19 protein-coding genes and 1 other RNA gene are annotated in these 18,959 nt (G+C 55.7%); 8 read left to right on the forward strand and 12 right to left on the reverse strand.

The features are described from left to right. The first annotated feature begins 129 nt into the window (after positions 1-129). Positions 130-1,155 carry an aspartate carbamoyltransferase gene (locus ACT3TF_RS12205; RefSeq protein WP_444672281.1) on the forward strand — a complete coding sequence of 342 codons (1,026 nt, stop codon included), beginning with the start codon at positions 130-132 and terminating at the stop codon, positions 1,153-1,155. Here ACT3TF_RS12205 and ruvX read toward each other — a convergent pair whose 3' ends face one another. From ruvX to ACT3TF_RS12240, 7 genes are all read right to left on the reverse strand, one after another. Further along, positions 1,156-1,611 carry a Holliday junction resolvase RuvX gene (ruvX, locus tag ACT3TF_RS12210; protein WP_193062948.1) on the reverse strand — a complete coding sequence of 152 codons (456 nt, stop codon included), beginning with the start codon at positions 1,609-1,611 and terminating at the stop codon, positions 1,156-1,158. Beyond that, positions 1,611-2,168: a YqgE/AlgH family protein gene (locus tag ACT3TF_RS12215; RefSeq protein ID WP_096276617.1), complete on the reverse strand. Its 558-nt coding sequence runs from the start codon at positions 2,166-2,168 to the stop codon at positions 1,611-1,613. The genes ruvX and ACT3TF_RS12215 overlap by 1 nt, the downstream gene beginning before the upstream one ends. Before the next feature lie 70 nt (positions 2,169-2,238). Beyond that, positions 2,239-3,195, reverse strand: coding sequence for a glutathione synthase (gene gshB / locus ACT3TF_RS12220; RefSeq protein ID WP_441684329.1), 957 nt, complete (start codon positions 3,193-3,195; stop codon positions 2,239-2,241). Positions 3,196-3,284: 89 nt separating this feature from the next. Beyond that, positions 3,285-3,977, reverse strand: a complete 693-nt coding sequence (locus tag ACT3TF_RS12225) for a CvfB family protein (RefSeq protein ID WP_444672282.1) — start codon at positions 3,975-3,977, stop codon at positions 3,285-3,287. A gap of 124 nt (positions 3,978-4,101) precedes the next feature. Continuing rightward, complete coding sequence (locus tag ACT3TF_RS12230) at positions 4,102-4,857, reverse strand: 16S rRNA (uracil(1498)-N(3))-methyltransferase (RefSeq protein ID WP_441684331.1); 756 nt, start codon at positions 4,855-4,857, stop codon at positions 4,102-4,104. A 3-nt stretch (positions 4,858-4,860) separates the two neighbouring features. Continuing rightward, entirely contained in the window at positions 4,861-5,361 is a 501-nt protein-coding gene (gene secB, locus ACT3TF_RS12235; RefSeq protein WP_441672001.1) for a protein-export chaperone SecB, read from the reverse strand. Positions 5,362-5,402: 41 nt separating this feature from the next. Beyond that, a complete protein-coding gene (locus ACT3TF_RS12240) occupies positions 5,403-5,825 on the reverse strand; it encodes a rhodanese-like domain-containing protein (protein WP_193062958.1) in 423 nt (140 codons plus the stop codon). A 202-nt stretch (positions 5,826-6,027) separates the two neighbouring features. Between ACT3TF_RS12240 and gpmI the strand changes: the two genes are divergently transcribed. The 3 genes from gpmI to ACT3TF_RS12255 all read left to right on the forward strand — a co-directional run bounded on the left by gpmI (position 6,028) and on the right by ACT3TF_RS12255 (position 10,238). Further along, a complete protein-coding gene (gene gpmI / locus ACT3TF_RS12245; protein WP_444672283.1) occupies positions 6,028-7,620 on the forward strand; it encodes a 2,3-bisphosphoglycerate-independent phosphoglycerate mutase in 1,593 nt (530 codons plus the stop codon). Next, positions 7,621-8,766 carry a murein hydrolase activator EnvC family protein gene (locus tag ACT3TF_RS12250; protein ID WP_444624785.1) on the forward strand — a complete coding sequence of 382 codons (1,146 nt, stop codon included), beginning with the start codon at positions 7,621-7,623 and terminating at the stop codon, positions 8,764-8,766. Between the two features lie 161 nt (positions 8,767-8,927). Continuing rightward, positions 8,928-10,238, forward strand: a complete 1,311-nt coding sequence (locus ACT3TF_RS12255; protein ID WP_441684334.1) for a S41 family peptidase — start codon at positions 8,928-8,930, stop codon at positions 10,236-10,238. On the opposite strand, the gene ACT3TF_RS12260 is transcribed toward ACT3TF_RS12255, so the two are convergent. The 4 genes from ACT3TF_RS12260 to ACT3TF_RS12275 form a co-directional block, all read right to left on the reverse strand. Then, entirely contained in the window at positions 10,235-11,530 is a 1,296-nt protein-coding gene (locus tag ACT3TF_RS12260; protein ID WP_441684335.1) for a UbiH/UbiF/VisC/COQ6 family ubiquinone biosynthesis hydroxylase, read from the reverse strand. The two genes, ACT3TF_RS12255 and ACT3TF_RS12260, sit on opposite strands and share 4 nt — an antisense overlap. Positions 11,531-11,555: 25 nt before the next feature. Continuing rightward, the gene (ubiH, locus tag ACT3TF_RS12265) at positions 11,556-12,785 is read right to left on the reverse strand and encodes a 2-octaprenyl-6-methoxyphenyl hydroxylase (RefSeq protein ID WP_193062967.1); all 1,230 of its coding nucleotides are present in this window, start codon (positions 12,783-12,785) and stop codon (positions 11,556-11,558) included. Positions 12,786-12,875: 90 nt separating this feature from the next. Further along, positions 12,876-14,216: a Xaa-Pro aminopeptidase gene (pepP, locus tag ACT3TF_RS12270; protein WP_441684336.1), complete on the reverse strand. Its 1,341-nt coding sequence runs from the start codon at positions 14,214-14,216 to the stop codon at positions 12,876-12,878. Between the two features lie 20 nt (positions 14,217-14,236). Further along, positions 14,237-14,815, reverse strand: a complete 579-nt coding sequence (locus tag ACT3TF_RS12275) for a UPF0149 family protein (protein WP_193062971.1) — start codon at positions 14,813-14,815, stop codon at positions 14,237-14,239. A 158-nt stretch (positions 14,816-14,973) separates the two neighbouring features. On the opposite strand from ACT3TF_RS12275, the gene ACT3TF_RS12280 reads away from it, so the two are divergent. The 3 genes from ACT3TF_RS12280 to ACT3TF_RS12290 all read left to right on the forward strand — a co-directional run bounded on the left by ACT3TF_RS12280 (position 14,974) and on the right by ACT3TF_RS12290 (position 16,178). After that, positions 14,974-15,273, forward strand: coding sequence for a cell division protein ZapA (locus tag ACT3TF_RS12280; protein WP_193062973.1), 300 nt, complete (start codon positions 14,974-14,976; stop codon positions 15,271-15,273). Between the two features lie 53 nt (positions 15,274-15,326). Further along, positions 15,327-15,510: non-coding RNA, 6S RNA (gene ssrS, locus ACT3TF_RS12285), on the forward strand. A gap of 38 nt (positions 15,511-15,548) precedes the next feature. Beyond that, complete coding sequence (locus tag ACT3TF_RS12290; protein ID WP_193062975.1) at positions 15,549-16,178, forward strand: 5-formyltetrahydrofolate cyclo-ligase; 630 nt, start codon at positions 15,549-15,551, stop codon at positions 16,176-16,178. A gap of 433 nt (positions 16,179-16,611) precedes the next feature. Here the strand turns inward: ACT3TF_RS12290 and ilvA are convergent, their stop codons facing one another. Beyond that, a complete protein-coding gene (gene ilvA, locus ACT3TF_RS12295) occupies positions 16,612-18,126 on the reverse strand; it encodes a threonine ammonia-lyase, biosynthetic (RefSeq protein WP_193062977.1) in 1,515 nt (504 codons plus the stop codon). Between the two features lie 149 nt (positions 18,127-18,275). On the opposite strand from ilvA, the gene rpiA reads away from it, so the two are divergent. Next, a complete protein-coding gene (rpiA, locus tag ACT3TF_RS12300) occupies positions 18,276-18,947 on the forward strand; it encodes a ribose-5-phosphate isomerase RpiA (RefSeq protein ID WP_444672284.1) in 672 nt (223 codons plus the stop codon). Positions 18,948-18,959 lie beyond the last annotated feature (12 nt).

Consider the following 18,959-nt stretch of genomic DNA (forward strand, 5'->3'; position numbering starts at 1 on the left):
ATTGAAAAATAACTGTAAAAAGAACGATTGGGCCGTTATTTGTTAACTGACATTCGTAGGTAAAACCCCTTCGGCACACCCCTCATTGGCGGTTACACTAGCCTATCTACCACCCTGCCGAGGTCCCTTATGAGCCACCATCTGCTAACTGTCGATTCATTAAATCGCGAAAGCGTTGATCACCTATTACGCGTCGCCGCGCGCATGGAGCCGATTGCCCAGCGCCGCCAGGTGACACGCGTATTAGAAGGGGCGGTACTCGGGAATCTGTTTTTTGAAGCCAGCACCCGCACACGGGTAAGCTTCCATACCGCTTTTTGTCGCTTGGGCGGCAGCGTATGTGACACGACCGGCTTTACCTTCTCATCGATGGCAAAGGGGGAGTCGCTTTACGACACCAGCCGCGTAATGAGCGGCTACTGCGATGCTATCGTGATGCGCCATCCTGATCAGGGCTCCGTCGCAGAGTTTGCGGCCGCGACCAATGTACCAGTCATCAACGGCGGAGACGGCCCTGGCGAACATCCCAGCCAAGCGCTGCTGGATCTTTATACGATTGATAAGGAGTTTCAGCGTCTGGGCAAATCGCTTAGCGGTGCGCATATTCTGCTGACAGGCGATTTAAAGTACGGCCGCACGGTGCATTCACTGATTAAGCTACTGTCACTTTATGATCCGCTGCGCATTACTCTGGTGTCACCGCCAGGCCTGGAGATGCCTTCACGACTCATTGATCTAGTTGCATCGCGCGGTCACCGCATTGAGCAGCGTGAGTCATTGGCCAATGACTTTGCAGACCTGGACGTGGTTTACACCACGCGCATTCAGAAAGAACGCTTTACCGACGAAATGAACGAGAGCTTCCAAGGGCTCTCCGATGATTTTATGGTCAATCGCGATTTTCTCGATCAGCGTTGCGGCCAGAGCACCATCGTGATGCATCCGCTGCCCCGCGATAGCCGCCCTGGCGCCAATGATTTGAATGTAAATCTTAACGGCGACCCGCGGCTGGCGATCTTTCGCCAAACAGATAACGGCATTCCCATGCGCATGGCGATATTCGCTACGCTGCTGAAAGTTGACGAGCTGATAGAACAGGATCTGCGCCCCGTGCGCTGGTATGTTCCAGCCCAAGTAGGCACGCTGGATCGCTAGTTACAAGGAAAGACGCCCGCCAGGCAAGCCTTCCTGGTGGGCAAACCAACCTTCAAGAATAAGAATAGCGGCAATACCATCGACACTGTCTTGACGATAGTTGCCTTTATGGCCTGCCTCGCGAGCGATCATTTTCGCCTCCCGCGTAGTGCCGCGCTCATCGACCATTGCACACGGTTTACCGAAGCGGCCGTGTAAACGATTACCAAACTTGCGAGCGCGAATACTCATCTCCGACTCGGTACCGTCCATATTAAGCGGCAGCCCTACCACTAACAGATCCGGCTGCCACTCATTGAGCAGCCGCGCAACGATGTCCCAGTCTGGAATACCCGCGCGCGCCGTGAGAGGCGTCAACTCACGGGCGCTACGCAATAGCTCATTGCCCACGGCAACGCCAATGCGCCGGGTTCCATAGTCAAAAGCAAGCACTAAGCGTTGGCCTGCATCGGCCATTACGCGTGCCCCGCATCTCGAGTCATCAGATTAAGGTCTACGCCCAATAAGCCAGCTGCGGTCGTCAATCGCTCGACGGGTGGCGTGTTAAACAGCACGTGGTGCTGGCCTTCTACGGTCAACCAGGAATTTTCTTTGAGCTCATCCTCAAGCTGCCCAACATCCCAGCCCGCACAGCCTAGGCAGACTAAAAACTGCTCAGGACCATCGCCATCAGCGAAAGCCTGCAAAATATCCAGCGACGTGGTGAGCGCAATGCCATCTTCCACCTGAACACTAGAGTCCCACTGCTGACTATCGCCAACGTGCAGAATAAAGCCGCGGTCTTTATGCATTGGCCCACCGTAATAGACCGGCGCATTACGATGCGGACTTGCGTCACCACCCAGCTCTAATTGATCAAATAAAGCCTCCAGCGTGATCTCCAGCGGGCGGTTAGTAATCACACCCATACAGCCGTTGTCATCGTGATCACAAAGATAGATAAGGCTACCGGCAAAGTTAGGATCTTCTAGATGTGGCATGGCCATGAGAAAGTGATGTTTCAAACTTTGCATGCGTCTCCCACCGCCTGCAGGGGCTCCAGCAGGCGTAGCGTAATAAATGAGTTGAGGGTGCAGCCCTGGTTTAGGCTAAGCGGCGCTCGATGGCATCCAGCAGCAAGCCGGCAATATTCGTGCCGCGCTGATCGTCAATTTCACGCACGCAGGTGGGGCTAGTGACGTTGATTTCCGTAATATAATCACCAATCACATCTAGCCCGACGAACATTAACCCCTTCTCTCGGATCATCGGCTGTACCTGCTGAATCAGCCAGTGGTCGCGCTCGGTTAGCTCACGGCTAACACCACGCCCGCCGGCCGCCAAATTGCCGCGGGTTTCGCCCGCCGAGGGGATGCGTGCCAACCCGTAGGGCACCGGCTCGCCATCAACGAGCAAAATGCGCGTATCACCGTCTTTAATTTCGGGCAGATAGCGCTGCGCCATAATTTGGCGCTGACCCCGCAAGGAAAGCTGTTCAATCACGGCACCAATATTGCGACCTTCTGGGCCAATATGAAAAATGCCCGTGCCACCCATGCCGTCAAGCGGCTTGAAGATCACATCGCCATGCTCAGCGTGAAAGGCGCGCAGCACATCATCGCGGCTGGCCACGATGGTAGGCGCGCAGCACTGAGGGAACTGCTGAGCAAACAGTTTTTCGTTGCACTGCAAGAGCGCCGCGGTAGGATTCACTACCAGCACGCCGTCACGCTCAGCAAAACCCAGCAGGTGTACCGCATTGGTAAAATCGGCATCCACCGGCGGATCTTTACGCATCAGCACCACATCCAGCTCGGCTAAGGGACGAGCAGAAGGCTCACCTAAGTCGTACCAGTGGTCGGGATTACGGTGCACGGTCAAAGGGCGCATACGCGCGTAGGCTTGCCCTGCGTTTAAGAAAAGATCTTCCTGCTCCATATAGTGCAGGGTATAGCCACGCTCTTGGGCGGCCCACAGCATGGCAATGGTCGTATCTTTCTTGTAAGCGATGTCGCTGATGGGATCCATCACAACGCCGAGATGCAAATTTGAGTGGCTCATCGGGCATTTTCCAAACATAAACAATTGACGCTCAGTATGCCGTACTGCCCGTCCGGCTCCAACTGCCCCAACTAACTACTCGCTAAGAACTACTCGCTAAGAGCACCGGGCACTAAGCGAATAGCATCAGGTTCTAAGGTAATCAGCTGCTGCTTATAAAGACGTCCAATCGCTTGTTTAAAAGCGCTTTTGCTGACGCCTAGCCGGGCTTTAATTTCGTGCGCCGCACTTTTATCGCCCAACGCCAAATAGCCGCCGCTCTCACGCAGTGCCTGAATAATTTTATCGCCGACGATATCTAAGCGCGCGGCACCTGGCGGCAGCAGCGAGATATTCAAGCGGCCATCTTCACGACGTTGCTTAACATAGCCTTTAACGGCTTGGCCTCTGCGCAATGGCTGGGTAACGTCATCTTGATAAATGAGCCCCCAGTAGCGGTGGTTCACAATGACTTTCATACCCAGATCGGTGCGCTCGGCCACCACCACGGCCACTTCATCGCCTTTTTCTAGTGCCCAAGCGTCATCGGTCAAAAAACGATCAAGCTTCATGGTAGCCACTGGCCGCCCCTGGTCATCGCTATACAGCATGACCAGAACACGCTTACCGGGATCAGGGCGAAAATGTTGTTCGCTAAACGGTAGCAACACATCCTTAGGCTGCCCCCACTGTAAAAAAGCACCAACGTTATTAACGGCCGTTACCGTTAAGTACGCCACCTCACCCAACTGGGCGGATGCATCGCTAGCAGATCGAGGAGAGGAGTGTGACTCGCGGACCATGGGGAACGTCCTTCAAAAAATAGACCAGGATGACGGTGTCTTAGGGAGTACGCTAAAACGCAAATATTGGGGATCAATAAGCCATTATAGAGGATAGCTAAAGGCTATAATCGAAAGTGAGTACTTACAAATCTCCAAAATAGTGCTGGAGAAGAGTAAGTGCCACGACCGGGGCGGTTTCCGTGCGTAAAACGCGCGGACCAAGCGTTAAGGGCGTAAAGGAGGCGGCCTGTGCAGCGGCGATGTCGCTGTCACTCAAACCGCCTTCTGGGCCGATCAACAGCGCCACCGCAGCGGGCCGACTGTGCTGATCAAAGGCATTGCCCGTAGCCAAGTGCAGCATCAAGCGCAGCGGCTCTTGACGGTCTTCCAGCCATGCAGACAGCGCCATTGGCGCATGTACGCAAGGCACCACGGCACGCCCACTCTGCTCACAGGCACTGGCAGCAATCGCCTGCCAGTGCGCCTGTTTTTTATCTTCACGATCGCCTTTCAAACGCACATCACCACGCTCTGTGTAGAGCGGCGTGATGGTCGCAACGCCCAGCTCAACGGCCTTTTGGATGGCATAGTCCATGCGATCCCCTTTGGAGATCGCTTGACCTAAATGCACCGTTAACGGCGACTCGCCGCTGCCCGCCCACACGGCCTCAACATGCGCCAGCGTTTGCTTACGACTCACCGCCGCCAGCCGTACGCCGGCCTCCTGCCCATGGCCGTCAAACAGCACCAGAGGTGCGCCTTCAGCCATGCGCAATACCCGAGTGACATGGCGAGCAGGCCCTTCAGGCAATGCAACGTCGCTGCCTGCGACAAAAGCAGCAGGCACATAGAGACGCGGCATTTTGCCATGCTGGGCGTACCAGTCAGAGGCGTGCATCGCTTAGTGCGTATTCTCAGCGGCTTGCTTAGCTTCGCGCTGTTTGCGCTGGGCGTACATTGCTTCGAAGTTAACCGGCGCCAGCATCAGCGGCGGGAAGCCACCACGATTGACCAGATTATCTACGCACTCGCGGGCGTAAGGAAACAGCAAATTCGGGCAGAAAGCCCCCAGCGTTTGCTCCAGCTGCGCGCCTTCAATTCCTGCAATGCGGAATAAACCTGCTTGCTCAACTTCCGCGAGGAAAGAGGTAGTGCCGGTTTCGCTGTCGTTGACCTGAGCCGTCACTTTGACGACTACTTCGTACTGATCATCGGCAATTTTAGTGCTGGTCGTATTAAGATCCAAATTGACCTTCGGCTTGAACGACTGTTTAAACACCGACGGAGAATTAGGCGCTTCAAACGAAATATCTTTTACATAAATGCGCTGCAGCGAAAACTTAAGCTGCGGTTTTTCATCAGCTGCGGCACCAGCCTGCGGGGTGTTGTTATCTTCCGCCATGAGAAAACTCCTGATTATTTATTAAATAAAGATAGCAATGCTTACTTTTTAACCACTGGAAGGCCATCGCCTTGCCACTGCGCCATGCCACCCTTCAACTTAAAGGCTCGCTCGAAGCCAGCTTTTGCAAGCTTGGCCTGCGCGGCACCCGAGCTCTGCCCTTGCTTGCACACCACAATGATCGGCTGGGCTTTGACTTTTTCCAGTTCGTTCATGCGGCTATCGAGGTTGCTTTGCGGAATGTTGCGCGCCCCCGCGATATGCCCGGCTTTGAAGTCTTTGTTTTCACGGATGTCCAGCACCACCGCGTCTTCACGGTTAATGAGCTGAGTGGCCTGGGTTGAGGTCAACGCATTGGTGGAGGCACTGCGCGTTTCGTAGACAAGCCACGCTATCAGTACCAGCAAAAATGCCCCAACGAGCAGGGGGTGGTTCTGTACGAATTCGAACACTTGATCGATCATCGCGAACACAATCTCTTGGTCAATGCAGAAAAAAGCGGCCTAACCGCTGCCAAAACGCGACAAGTATACACGTCCGATAGCTTCCCGCGCAGGCCTTGATCATGACGCCTGGCAGTTGCCTGCGTTATGATGCCCCAAGCGTGCGCCCGTCGCGACCCTGAATTATCGAGTCGGTCGACTTGCCAATCCTAACGAGGTTTTCATGGACACTTCTCGCACCCCGCGCCCGGTGGCGCTAATTATTCTTGATGGCTACGGCCACAACCCCGACAGCGCCCACAATGCGGTGGCGTCTGCCGCTACCCCGGTGATGGATACGCTTTGGGAAAATCGCCCCCACGCCTTCGTTCATACCGACGGTCTTCACGTAGGTTTACCCGACGGCCAAATGGGTAACTCTGAAGTCGGGCACATGAATATTGGTGCTGGGCGGATTGTTTATCAGAACTTCACTCGCATCAGCAAAGCGATTGAAGACGGCGACCTAGATTCAAACGACAACCTCACGCAGCCAATTGATGAAGCCGTCGCGAATAATCGCCCGGTACACTTAATCGGGTTGCTGTCTCCGGGCGGCGTGCATAGCCACGAAGGCCACTTTATCGCCTTGGCTGAGCTCGCAGCTCGGCGCGGTGCTCAGCGTATTTTTATCCACGCCTTTCTCGATGGCCGCGATATGCCACCGCAAAGCGCCCTGCTCTCCATTGAGCGAGCCAATGCCCGTCTCGCCGAGCTGGTGGGCGCTGACAACGGCTTCGTCGCTTCGATTATTGGCCGCTTCTTCGCCATGGATCGCGATAATCGATGGGAACGCGTTGAGCAAGCTTATCGCTTGCTAACAGATGGGCACGCCGAGCATTACGCTTCCAGCGCCGAAACGGCGCTACGCGATGCCTATCAGCGCGGCGAAACCGATGAGTTTGTATCAGCCAGCAGTATACCGCTCAAAGACGGCTCCAAAGATAATGCAGTTACTCTGCAGGATGGCGATGCGGCAATTTTTCTTAACTTTCGCGCCGACCGCGCGCGCGAATTAACCCGCGCCTTTGCCGAGCCCGACTTTAAAGGCTTCGAGCGTCGGGCTTGTCCTACGCTTGCCGGTAAAGGGCTGGTGATGATGACCCAGTACGCGGCGGATATCCCTGCGCCTGCGGCGTTTCCGCCGTCTAACCTCAGCGATACCTTAGGTGAAGTGGTGGCCAAACGCGGCTTAACGCAGCTGCGTATTGCCGAAACCGAGAAGTATCCGCATGTCACCTTCTTCTTTTCCGGTGGCCGCGAAGATGCGTTTGATGGTGAAACACGCACTCTCCTGCCCTCCCCGCAGGACGTGCGCACTTACGACGAAAAGCCCGAAATGAGCGCCTATGAGATTACCGACAAGCTCGTAGAGGCCATTGATGGCGGCAGTTTTGATCTGATTATCTGTAACTATGCCAACGGCGATATGGTCGGTCACACCGGCGACTTTGACGCTGCGGTGAAAGCCATTGAAACGGTCGATATATGCGTAGGCCGCGTGGTTGACGCTATCGAACGCGCGGGCGGCGCCTGTTTAATTACCGCCGATCACGGCAATGCCGAGCAGATGGTGCATCCGGAAACAGGCGCCCCCCAAACCGCGCATACTACCTTTGTGGTGCCGCTTATCTACGTCGGTGAGCGGGCGGCCTCGCTGAAAGAAGGCAGGCTATGCGATCTGGCACCCACACTGCTAACAATGATGAACCAATCCCAGCCCGAAGCGATGACCGGCAAATCATTAATTCACTTTCAGTCTGACACTCAGCCATAAATGCAGCGTACACGGCGATACTCGGCTGTGGTTGTCCTCCTGGCGCTATGCTATGCGCCAGCCGGATTGGCCCAGCAGGATGAAAGCACGGCGCGCCAGCAGCTTGATGCGATCGGTCAAGAGATTAAATCGGTTGCCGAGCGCCTTACCTCGACCGGCCAGGCGCGAGACAGTGCCGAGCGTGAGCTGCGTGAAGTTGAAACAGAGCTTGCCGAAACGCATCAGCGCTTAGACACCCTGCAGGCCGAGCGGCGTCAGCTTAATGACGAAACGGCCCAGCTGCTTGAGCACCGTGACCGGCTGGAATCTGAGCGCGCCAGTCAGTATGCCGCGCTTGGCCAGCAGCTCTCTGCGCTTTATCGCCTCGGCCCAACGCCACAGCTCAAGCTGCTGCTTAATCAAGGCAATCCCGCTGAACTTGACCGTATGCAGGCGTATATGAATCGCCTGACCGAAGCACGCAATCGTCGTTTAAGCGATATAGCGCGCCTCGATACGGCCTTGGCTGATACTCAAAACGCGTTAAGTGAACGCCAAGCCCGCCTTGATTTGCTCGCCGAGGAATTAGAGGATCAAAGCGCGCTACTCGCCCAGCGCACCACCGATCGCCGCGGCGTTGTTTCCAACTTGGATGACCGCTACGGCAGCGAAGAGGAGCGGCTGGCGGACCTCAACCAGAGCCGTGAAGAAGCGGAAAGCGTTCTGCGCAATATCCAAGCCGAGATGGCAAAGCTTGCTGAACCAACGCCAACTACGCATATTGTGAGTACTCGGGGCGACTTGCCATGGCCAGTACAAGGCTCTATCAGCAGCGATTTTCATTATCGCGATGGCGTTCACTATAACGGTATTGTGATTCAAGCCAGTGCCGGTACGCCGGTGACGGCCGTTCACTCTGGCCGCGTGGTCTTTGCTGATTGGATGCGGGGGTTTGGTAACCTGTTGATTATCGATCACGGCGACCAGATCATGACGCTACACGCTCACTTACAGCAGTTCAGCGCAAGACCGGGGCAGCAAGTCAATCGGGGTGATGAAATTGGCCGTGTCGGCGATAGCGGTGGCCAGAGTCGCGCGGCGCTTTACTTCGAGGTTCGCCGTGGCGGCGAACCAATTAACCCACAGCGTTGGATTGCACGACGCTGACGGGATAAGCTGCATAATTATTGGCGGTTTTAGCTACCGTGTTAACGACCGTTTTAATAACCATTTTCAACGACAGTTTTTCAGTGACAGTGTTTTAACTACCGTTTTCTCAACTACAGGGTGGCGCGCTACGGCGCTACCTATCGCCTTGCGGAGTCTGCATGACGCTATCTGTTATCGGGGTATCAGCCCCCGCCAAGCGTTTCTTGGCCACCCTGCTCCCGATTGCTTTATTGTCGGTTCCGCTACCGTTGTTCGCTCAATCCAGCGCTAGCGGGGCAAATCAAAATGCCGGTGATACGCTGCCATTAGAAGAGATTCAGACCTTCGCCGAAGTGTTCGAGCGTATTAAGCGCGCGTACGTTGAAGAAGTGGATGACCGCACGCTGCTGCGCAACGCCATGCGAGGCATGCTTAGCGAACTGGACCCGCACTCAGCCTATCTGGATGAGGAGGAGTTCCAAAGCCTGCGTGAGTCGACCCAGGGCGAGTTTGGCGGCATTGGGATTGAAGTCGGCATGGAAGATGGCCAGCTCATGGTGATTACACCCATTGATGACACGCCCGCTTCACGCGCGGGGCTGCTGTCTCGCGATATTATCGTCGCCATTGACGGTACGCCCACCGCGAATCTGTCCCTTCAGGAAGCGGTGACGCTAATGCGCGGCGAAGCGGAAAGCGAGCTGCGTATGAGCATACTTCGTTCAGGCGAAGACACTCCGCGGGAATTCATCCTAAAACGTGAAATTATTCGCAGCGAAAGCGTTAAACATGAGCTGCTTGAGTCTGGTTATGGCTACCTTCGCATTAGCCAGTTCCAGTCGCGCACTGCGGAACAGGCTCGCGACGCATTGGCGATGATGGCCCGTGAACAGCCGCTAGAAGGGCTGGTGCTTGATTTGCGTAATAATCCTGGCGGAGTGCTTCAGGCTGCCGTAGGTATTGCCGACCTGTTCCTCGATCAAGGGCTGATCGTGTATACCGAAGGGCGCCTCTCGGATACCGCCATGTCGTTTTCCGCCTCGTCCAACACCCCCGCTGGCGATATTCCGCTGGTGGTGCTGATCAACGGCGGCAGCGCCTCGGCCGCCGAGATCGTGGCGGGTGCGCTGCAGGACCAGCGGCGCGGCATCATTATGGGAACCGACAGCTTTGGTAAAGGGTCGGTGCAGCAGATTATGCCGCTGGGTAATGGTGAGGGGCTAAAGCTCACCACCGCGCTTTATTACACCCCTAATGGGCGCTCTATTCAGGCCCAAGGCATTGAGCCTGACGTCGAAGTCGTCCGCGGGCGTTTAGAAGTCGCCGAAAGCCGTCGTGAAATTCGCGAGGCGGATCTTGACGGGCATCTAAGCGCTCAACAGGCACCGCGTGACCGCCAAGAAATGGCCGAGCGCCTGCTTGACGATTATCAGCTCAGCGAAGCGCTTAACCTGTTGAAAGCACTTAACGTGGTTGATCGCCGCCGCTAACGGCAGGTCAGTGGCAGGCGGCCCCGCTCTCCGGTCGCCTGCCGCATTAGCATCCGCTTTAAGGGCACTTGCTGATTCATACCGCTCATGCCCAGGTTGCGCGCCAGCGTCAACACAGGATGATGACTGCCGAACAGCACTTTAAACCCCTTCATCAACGCCAGCATGGCAGCGTTATCAAAGCGCCGCCGGCGCTCATAGCGCTTTAGTGTGCTTATCGCCCCCCAGGGGGCGCCGCGCTGCCAGGCATGCACGACCTCTTCAGCCAATACCGCTGCATCCATGAGCCCCAAATTGACACCCTGACCTGCCAACGGATGAATGCTGTGGGCAGCATCACCGACTAGCGCAAAATGCTCTTGAACATACTGACGGGCATGGCGCTGCACAAGCGGAAAACGATGCGCCTGATCGCAGACCTTAACAGAGCCTAGCCGGTGGCCTAACGCTTGAGCCAGCGCATCGCCCAACGCTGAGCGAGAGCTACTGCACAGCTCAGCTGCATGCTCTGGGGTTGTCGACCATACAATTGAGCAGTAGCGATCGTCGTCCGCCACCGTTAAGGGCAGAAACGCTAGCGGACGACCATCGATAAACGCTTGCCGCGCCGTACCGCCGTGCGGCTTAGCACACTGCACGGTGGTCACTACCGCGTCTTGCTGCATAGCATCGCTAGCCACTTCAATGCCGGCCATTTCGCGCAGTGACGAATGCGCGCCATCGGCCGCTACGATCAGCGGGGCGTGTAGTTGGCGCCCGTCATCCAGTACCAGCCAATCCCCATCGGCCTGCTTATCGGCCTTCTGACTAGCGCGTTGCAAGGCCTGAATACTGGTACCAAAAAACGTCGTAACGTTAGGATGATCGATCACCTGGCTATTGAGCGCGGCTAGCGTGACCGCATTTTCCACAATATGCCCCAATACCAGAACACCCGCCTCATCGGCAGAAAACGCAATGTCACCGCTACCCTCAGCGTCCCATACCTGCATACCGCGATAAGGCGTTATCCGGGTTTGCTGCATCGCGGGCCAAGCCCCTAAATGCGTCAACAACCGCTGTGAAACCGGCGTTAATGCGCTGACTCGCGGGGCGGGCAGTGCGCTAGCTGCCTGCTTCAGACTAACGGGCGCGGGCAGTGCTTCAACAAGCGCCACCCGCATGCCCGCTTGAGCCAGCAGCGCGCAAAGCGCAGAGCCGACCATGCCGCCACCGACGATAACGGCCTCAAACCGCTCAACCAGCGGCGCTCCTGGTGCAGCATTCATCTGCCATGCAGTGTTCGTGTGCATAGTTTTGTGTTCCTTGTTTGCGGCACTAGCGCTCTAACCCCATCGCGCGGCGCGCAAGGCTGCGACGCAATGGCCCGATGAGGTTCAAGCCAATTAATCCCGCAGCGCGAGCGTGGGGCAGTAGCGGAAACGAAAGGCCAAACAGACGCACTAAGCCATCACTAAACCGGATCACGTTAGCGCGATCTTGGGAGCGCTGCTGTTCGAAGGCTAGCAGGGTCGTTATGTCGCCCAATGGCCGCTGATCGAGCGCGCCTTGTGCTAGCGCATCGACTAGATCCATGACTCCGCGCAGTGCCAAATTAAACCCTTGACCGGCCACCGGGTGCAACGCGTGAGCAGCATTACCTAATACGGCAAGCCCTGGGCGAACCGGCTCGTCAGCTGTCACTAGTGACAGAGGATAGACATGACGAGTCCCTACTCGGGTAAAGCGACCTACGCGATCGCCGAAGGCATGCTGTAATTGCCGCAGGAATTCACGCTCAGACAGCGCCAGCCTTGCTTGCTCGCTACCGCTGGGGTGCGTCCATATCAACTCCATCGCCTGCCCGGGAAGCGGTAGCAATGCCATAGGCCCCAGCGGCGTAAAGCGCTCGTAAGCAACGCCCTGATGGGGCTGGCTAACACCCACATGAGCAATCAAGGCAGTTTGCTCATACGATTCGCGGCGACTGCCGATGCCCAGCTGCTCTTTAAGCCCCGAGCGGCCACCGTCAGCGAGCACCGTTAGCCCTGCCGTTAATTGACTACCATCGGAAAGCTGCAAGTGATGCCCGCCCGCCACGGGCGTAAGCTGCTCAACCGTGGCGGGGCAGTGCCAGGCTAACGGCAGCTGAGTAAGACGCTGATGAAGTACACGCCCCATCCATGCATTAGGTATCACATGGCCAAGCGCGGCGATGCCCAGCTCATCTGCGCTTAGCCGCGTCGCGCCTAGGCGGCCGCGCTCACTGATATGGATACGCCGTATCGGGGTTGCCTCGCGACGCATCGCCTCCCAAACACCCAACTGCTGAAAGCGCTGCGCAGAACCTTCCGCAATAGCGCTGGCGCGAGCATCAAAGCTGGGCTGCCACTGCGTTTCCAACGGCTTCGCCGGTAGCGGAGCAGATTCGACAATCGCGACCCGCCAGCCATAGCGCTCTATCAACGGTGCCAGGGCGCAGCCTAAGCTTGCACCGACCAACCCTCCCCCGATGATCACAATGTCATGGGTCAATGGTTGCTCAGCCGCTGAATCAGACTGCTGCATTGGCTTTCCCCTCTCATTACCGCCACCCAAAGGCAACTAATAATTCGTAACGTAAATTACATAAAGGCTATTATAGAGATTTTTAATTGCTTAATTCTTAGCCATTAATGCTTCAATTTCATTCACCTGCTTAGGCACATCGGCCGTCAACACTTCGTGACCATCGCTTGTTACCACCACGTTGTCTTCAATGCGAATGCCGATACCGCGAAAGACAGCAGGAATGTCGTTATCGCTAGGTATGTAAAGGCCTGGCTCAACGGTAAGCACCATGCCTGCCATCAATGGCTGAGGCGTCTTTTCGTCTAGCCGATAGGCGCCGACATCGTGCACATCTAGGCCTAGCCAGTGTGACGTTGAATGCAGATAAAAACGGCGATAACTCTCGTCATCAATGCGCGCCTGAACCTCTCCATCCAGCAAGCCCAACGCTATTAGCCCAGCCGTTAAATCATGCACCACGCCAGTGTGAATATCTGCGAGCGATACTCCCGGCCGTATAGCGTTCACGGCCTTTTCTTGAGCGGTTAATACTACTTGATAGAGTGCTCGCTGAGCGTCACTAAATTGCCCAGTGACGGGAAACGTGCGGGTAATATCCCCAGCGTAAAGATCGAATTCGGCACCGGCATCAATGAGTACTAAAGACTCATCGGCGAGTGGCGCGCTGTTCTCAATATAGTGCAGTACACAAGCGTTGGCACCGCTGCCGACAATCGTGCTGTAGGCGGGGCCGCTGGCGCCTTGCCATACAAATTCATGCTCTAACTCGGCCTGTAGCTGATATTCACTCAGCCCAGGCCGAGATACCTGCATGGCACGCCTATGGGCGCGGGCGGATATCAGCGCCGCATGACGCAGCAGAGCAATCTCCGCCTCGCTTTTGATCAAACGCATGGAATGAATCAACGGGCTCACGTCCAGCCAGCCTTTTAGCGGCGGCTTTCCGCGTCTCAGCCCTGCCTGTGCTGACATCAACGCATCTTCTGCAATGGCCACGGCCTCGGCGCTGTCTAGAGGTAAATAAAGCAGCTCACGCTCGGCTAACAGCTCGGGCAGCCGCTCATCGCGGTCAGCGTTTTCGAACGCCTGATCAATCCCATGCTCTGAGATCACGCCGGCAGCGCCCAAGCGGCGACCTGTCCACGCCTCCAGAGCAGGATCCCGGTCCTGACAGAACACCACGCTCTCGTTGCCCGCTTTTCCGGGGAGCAGCAGCAATAGCGCATCGGGCTCACGAATGCCCGTGAGATAGTAGAAATCGCTGTTCTGACGAAAGGCGAACTCACTGTCGCGTGACCGGGTCATTAGCCCGGCACCTACAAGAATAACGGCGACGTTATTCGGCAGCTGGGCCATTAAGGCGTCACGGCGGCGGCGATATTCAGCCACGCCTATCGCAGATGGCCGAGGTAACAACTCAGGCAGCATAAAGCCTCCAAGCAGCAGAATTAATGAACGGGTGCGTCAGTTTGTTCTACTTGCGGCATGCCGGGATGCTGCTCGGTGTAAAGCAGCATAGCAGCCATACGGGCATGCTCGGTAAGCGCAAAAAGATCGTTTTCGTTTTCGGGGCTATCGTCGATATCGGCCTCCATTCGGCCGACCCCCTCTAGGTCCTCAATTGCCTCGCACAGCGCTTGCGACCAGCGCTCGCGAAGCTCGTTATCGGCCACTTCATCGACCACTTCGATAAAGCCTTGCGTCCACTCTTTAAGCCCCTGCGCCTGCTCTCCTAAAGAGAACAATTCATCAGGCAGCAGCGGCGTGTAATCCAGATCGCTGGCGCTTAACGCCTCCAACGTTTGGCGCCGCCAACCTAATAGGCGCTCTGCGCTGGCAGGATCACGGGGCTGTTCAATGCCCAGGCTCTGGCAAACTTCTTCAAGCCATGTCGCTGCGCTAACATCGCGCAGTGCTAGCAAAGCGCAAAGGCGGCCATCTAAAAATGCCGGTGACTGCATGCTGCCATGCAGTAAGAAAACATCCGCTACGTCAGAGAAATCCTGGCGCTCATCAATCAATGACATCGTTTCACTTGCTCCACTGGGTAGGTTGGGATCGTATTGGCGATAGTGCTTACGCGTTGACCGCGTACAAGCGCCTCTCTTATAGTGAGCGACGTCTATCTTCCTATGCTGTGATGTTAACGCATTGGGCCCCTTGCTGGCCCGTGCTGGAGTCTTTGATGAGTAACGCCAAGCGGCCAACCAAAGAAATAACCCTGTTAGGGCGCGGTTATGTCATTGCCTGCGACACGGGCCAAGAAGCAAAACTGGACCGTGCCGCGCGCTACCTAGATCGCGCTATGCAGGGCATTAATGCGCAAAGTAGCGCCTTGGGAAGTGAGCGTGTTGCTATCATGACAGCGCTCAATATTACCCACGAGTTGCTCGAAGCAATAGATGAGCACCGTGCTGGCGAAGCGAATCTTAATCGCCTTAACGATCGACTTGACCGGGTGCTCGCCAAAACCCGTCAGCGCTAGTTAACGTTTTAACCAACACTTTGGCATTAGCCACGGCTCTGTTAGGATGACGGAGTTCTCTGGGGTGTACGCCAGTCGTTATAGTCCCTCGAGCCTATGCGCAGTACCCAGGGGGCCAAATGCTAGCCAGACCCGTGTGCATGTCCGTGCGTCGGAAAGCCTGACGGTCTGGCTGCGGCCACCCACCTTGAACCAGTAGGTTCAGGGCCAGAACGGCAGCGGCACCTTGGAGAACACCTCTGTATGAGCGTAAAGATATAGGGGAATAGCGGTTTATGAACAATCTCCATCACGCTACCGCACTACCCGACGTTGATAAACGCGCGCTACGCCGCTTTTTACGTCATCAGCGCAACGCCCTTTCCCAGCAAGAGCAGCATGTTGCGGCACAGCGCCTGTGTCATCAGCTTAAAACCCTGCCTGAAATTCGCCGCGCGCGACGCTTAAGCCTATATCTGCCTGTTAACGGCGAAATTGACCCAACCCCGCTCCTTACCTGGTTACGCAGGCGAAAGGTAGATGTGTACTTGCCCGTTTTACGGCCATTTAGTGACAATAATCTTTGGTTTGTTGCCTACCGCTCGGACACCCCCATGGTCAAAAACCGCTTTGGCATTTGGGAGCCTGACGAGCGATTTAGCGCCAAGCGTTGTAATCGCCTGCCCGCCTGGGCCCTAGACACGCTCATCGTGCCGCTAGTGGGGTTTGACGCCCAGGCCAATCGCATGGGCATGGGTGGCGGCTTTTATGACCGCAGCTTAGCGTTTATGCACCGCCTCGGCCCTTCACCTGCCCTGATCGGCGTCGCCCACGCTTGCCAGCAAGTCGCTTCGCTGCCGATTGAACCCTGGGACGTGCCTTTAAAGGCCGTGGTGAGCGACCAAGGCTGTGTACGCCGTCGATAAACTGCCATAAAAAAAGCTGATTCTGTCAAGAATCAGCTCATATGCTGCCTATCAACTGCACCTTGTCGGTTAACGGCGCTGCTGCAAAACGCTGTGGATTAACTTCCCGACAACGCCTGCGCATAACCCGTGGCGAGCACTCCTAATGCAAACACCACCATCAACGCCATCACCATATCAGGCTTCTTCCGCCGCATGCTGCTTCTCCAACACCTTTACTGTTACCGAATGTCTTAAACCTGCCCTCTATTTCCGATCAAAACGTCGTGGCAGATTCGATTAATTTCGGCCACGACTATAGGGCTATAAGGGCACCGTTGACAACAGCGTAACCAACATTTTTTCACGCTTAATGAAACGTTTTCGTTAACAAATGTTGCCTAGCTGCTCTGGCGTTCAGGGTAAGCAACCACTTACACTGGTACAAACGATATTAGGCCATGAATAAGCGATAAGCGGGGTTATCACTCTCCCGCCAATAGCGGTAGCCAATAGCGTCTAAATGCTCAGCCACATGAGACCTGTCGCCATTAGGCACTTGCATGCCCACCAGCACACGACCATAGGCAGCGCCATGGTTACGATAGTGGAACAATGAGATATTCCAGTCATGGGGCAGCTGGGTAAGGAAGTTCATTAGCGCGCCCGGGCGTTCAGGGAACTCAAAGCGATAGACTTCCTCTTCAAAACGCTCGCTGGGGCGTCCGCCGCTAAGATGGCGAATATGCAGCTTCGCCAACTCGTTATCGGTAAGATCTTCTACCTGATAGTCATTTTCACGAAGTTTGTCGATCACCGCCTGGCGGTCTTCTCCACCCGGCTTCACCTGGATCCCCACGTAAACATGCGCTTCAGTGCTGTCGGCATAACGGTAGCTAAACTCAGTCACCATACGCTTGCCTAGCGTACGGCAGAACTTTTTAAAACTACCGGGTTTTTCGGCAATGGTGACCGCCAGGATCGCTTCGCGCTGTTCGCCTAGCTCCGTGCGTTCGGCAATGTGCTGCAGGCGGTCAAAATTGGTATTTGCGCCGGAGTTAATGCACAGCAGCGTTTGCCCTTCAGCACCGGTTTGCTGAATATACTTTTTCAGTCCTGCCAGCGACAGCGCGCCAGAAGTTTCCGCCACGGCCCGAGTGTCCTCAAAAATATCTTTCACCGCCGCGCACATTTCATCGGTATTGACGGTAATGACATCATCAACCAGGTCTTTCACTAGCGAAAAAGGCACCTCACCAATTTGCGCTACCGCGACGCCTTCGGCAAACACGCCCACTTGATCGAGCACGACCCGCTCCCCGGCTTCGAGAGCCGCTTTGAGGCATGCGCTGTCTTCGGCTTCCACACCAATCACTTTGATATCGGGACGCAAATATTTAACGTATGCCGCCACGCCGGCAATCAGCCCGCCGCCGCCAACCGGTACAAAGATGGCATCTAGCCGCCCGGCGTGTTGGCGCAAAATCTCCATCCCCACCGTGCCCTGCCCAGCGACCACATCAATATCGTCAAAGGGAGGAATATAGGTATAGCCATGCTCGCTAATCAGCTCCTGCGCATGCTCCGCCGCCGCAGCGAAAGCATCACCTTTAAGTATGACCTTGGCGCCCCTAGCGCGTACCGCCTGCACTTTAATCTCGGGCGTGATACGCGGCATCACAATCACGGCCTTAACACCCATGAGTTTCGCGGCCATGGCGAGCCCCTGCGCGTGATTACCAGCAGAAGCCGCAATCACACCTTTGTCTTTTTGCGCCTGGGTTAGCTGCGCCATTTTGTTGTAAGCACCGCGAATCTTGAACGAAAACACCGGCTGTAGATCTTCACGCTTAATCAGAATCTGGTTGTTGAAGCGACGCGACAAAAAGGGAGCAGGGGAAATCGGGGTCTCACAAGCGGCTTCATAAACGCGAGCTTGGAGGATCTTTTTGACGGTTGCTTCTAGCATGCGGGTATCCCAAGGGAAGAACGTGAACGGACAAAGCTTTTATTGGTAGCAGATTACGGCTAGCGGCGTCTAGCCGTGTTTCCATCGGCAAGCACCGTTTAGGCCGTTATACTAACGTCACTACCTCATTTCTAATGCACAGGCTTGCTATGAATCAGGATGAATTGAAGGCCGCGGTGGCGGACGCTGCGATTGAAGAAATTAAATCTCAGCTCGAAAAAGATACCATCTTAGGCATTGGTACGGGCTCTACGGCCAATCTATTTATTGATCGCCTCGGCCCGCTACGTCATCTATTTCAAGGTGCCGTGGCCAGTTCCGACGCCAGTGCTAAACGTCTCGAAAAACTCGGCATTGAGGTATTTGAGCTCAACAGCGTTGGCACGGTGCCCTTTTATATCGACGGCGCAGACGAAGTAAATGCTAACTTACATATGATTAAAGGCGGCGGCGCTGCGCTTACCCGTGAAAAGATTGTCGCCGCCTGCGCTGAGCGCTTTATCTGCATAGCAGATGGCTCAAAGTACGTGCCTAAGCTAGGCAGCTTCCCGTTACCGGTTGAGGTTATTCCCATGGCACGTTCGTATGTCGCCCGTGAGCTAGTGGCGCTGGGTGCAGAGCCGGTTTACCGCCAGGGAGTGCTGACAGACAACGGTAATCCTATTATCGACTGCTTCGATTTCATAATTAGTGACCCTGTAGCGATGGAGGCCAAAATCAATGCCATCGTCGGCGTCGTCACCAACGGCCTGTTTGCCGCTCGCAGCGCCGATATTCTGCTGTTGGGTAAACCCGGCGGCGTAGAGCGCATAGTTCTTTAAATCAGTTCTTTA

The sequence above is a fragment of the Halomonas sp. AOP25-F1-15 genome (genome assembly GCF_052378675.1).
Lineage (GTDB): Bacteria > Pseudomonadota > Gammaproteobacteria > Pseudomonadales > Halomonadaceae > Vreelandella > Vreelandella casei.

What these genes read in the sequence shown, in the direction of transcription:
- ubiH (WP_193062967.1), bottom strand. Translation starts at nt 12,785, where the DNA reads ATGCAGCAGTCTGATTCAGCGGCTGAGCAACCATTGACCCATGACATT.
- ACT3TF_RS12275 (WP_193062971.1), bottom strand. Translation starts at nt 14,815, where the DNA reads ATGTCATTGATTGATGAGCGCCAGGATTTCTCTGACGTAGCGGATGTT.
- ruvX (WP_193062948.1), bottom strand. Translation starts at nt 1,611, where the DNA reads ATGGCCGATGCAGGCCAACGCTTAGTGCTTGCTTTTGACTATGGAACC.
- secB (WP_441672001.1), bottom strand. Translation starts at nt 5,361, where the DNA reads ATGGCGGAAGATAACAACACCCCGCAGGCTGGTGCCGCAGCTGATGAA.
- ilvA (WP_193062977.1), bottom strand. Translation starts at nt 18,126, where the DNA reads ATGCTAGAAGCAACCGTCAAAAAGATCCTCCAAGCTCGCGTTTATGAA.
- ACT3TF_RS12205 (WP_444672281.1), top strand. Translation starts at nt 130, where the DNA reads ATGAGCCACCATCTGCTAACTGTCGATTCATTAAATCGCGAAAGCGTT.
- ACT3TF_RS12255 (WP_441684334.1), top strand. Translation starts at nt 8,928, where the DNA reads ATGACGCTATCTGTTATCGGGGTATCAGCCCCCGCCAAGCGTTTCTTG.
- ACT3TF_RS12225 (WP_444672282.1), bottom strand. Translation starts at nt 3,977, where the DNA reads ATGGTCCGCGAGTCACACTCCTCTCCTCGATCTGCTAGCGATGCATCC.
- ACT3TF_RS12240 (WP_193062958.1), bottom strand. Translation starts at nt 5,825, where the DNA reads ATGATCGATCAAGTGTTCGAATTCGTACAGAACCACCCCCTGCTCGTT.
- ACT3TF_RS12290 (WP_193062975.1), top strand. Translation starts at nt 15,549, where the DNA reads ATGAACAATCTCCATCACGCTACCGCACTACCCGACGTTGATAAACGC.
- rpiA (WP_444672284.1), top strand. Translation starts at nt 18,276, where the DNA reads ATGAATCAGGATGAATTGAAGGCCGCGGTGGCGGACGCTGCGATTGAA.
- ACT3TF_RS12250 (WP_444624785.1), top strand. Translation starts at nt 7,621, where the DNA reads ATGCAGCGTACACGGCGATACTCGGCTGTGGTTGTCCTCCTGGCGCTA.
- ACT3TF_RS12230 (WP_441684331.1), bottom strand. Translation starts at nt 4,857, where the DNA reads ATGCACGCCTCTGACTGGTACGCCCAGCATGGCAAAATGCCGCGTCTC.
- ACT3TF_RS12260 (WP_441684335.1), bottom strand. Translation starts at nt 11,530, where the DNA reads ATGCACACGAACACTGCATGGCAGATGAATGCTGCACCAGGAGCGCCG.
- ACT3TF_RS12280 (WP_193062973.1), top strand. Translation starts at nt 14,974, where the DNA reads ATGAGTAACGCCAAGCGGCCAACCAAAGAAATAACCCTGTTAGGGCGC.
- gshB (WP_441684329.1), bottom strand. Translation starts at nt 3,195, where the DNA reads ATGAGCCACTCAAATTTGCATCTCGGCGTTGTGATGGATCCCATCAGC.
- gpmI (WP_444672283.1), top strand. Translation starts at nt 6,028, where the DNA reads ATGGACACTTCTCGCACCCCGCGCCCGGTGGCGCTAATTATTCTTGAT.
- ACT3TF_RS12215 (WP_096276617.1), bottom strand. Translation starts at nt 2,168, where the DNA reads ATGCAAAGTTTGAAACATCACTTTCTCATGGCCATGCCACATCTAGAA.
- pepP (WP_441684336.1), bottom strand. Translation starts at nt 14,216, where the DNA reads ATGCTGCCTGAGTTGTTACCTCGGCCATCTGCGATAGGCGTGGCTGAA.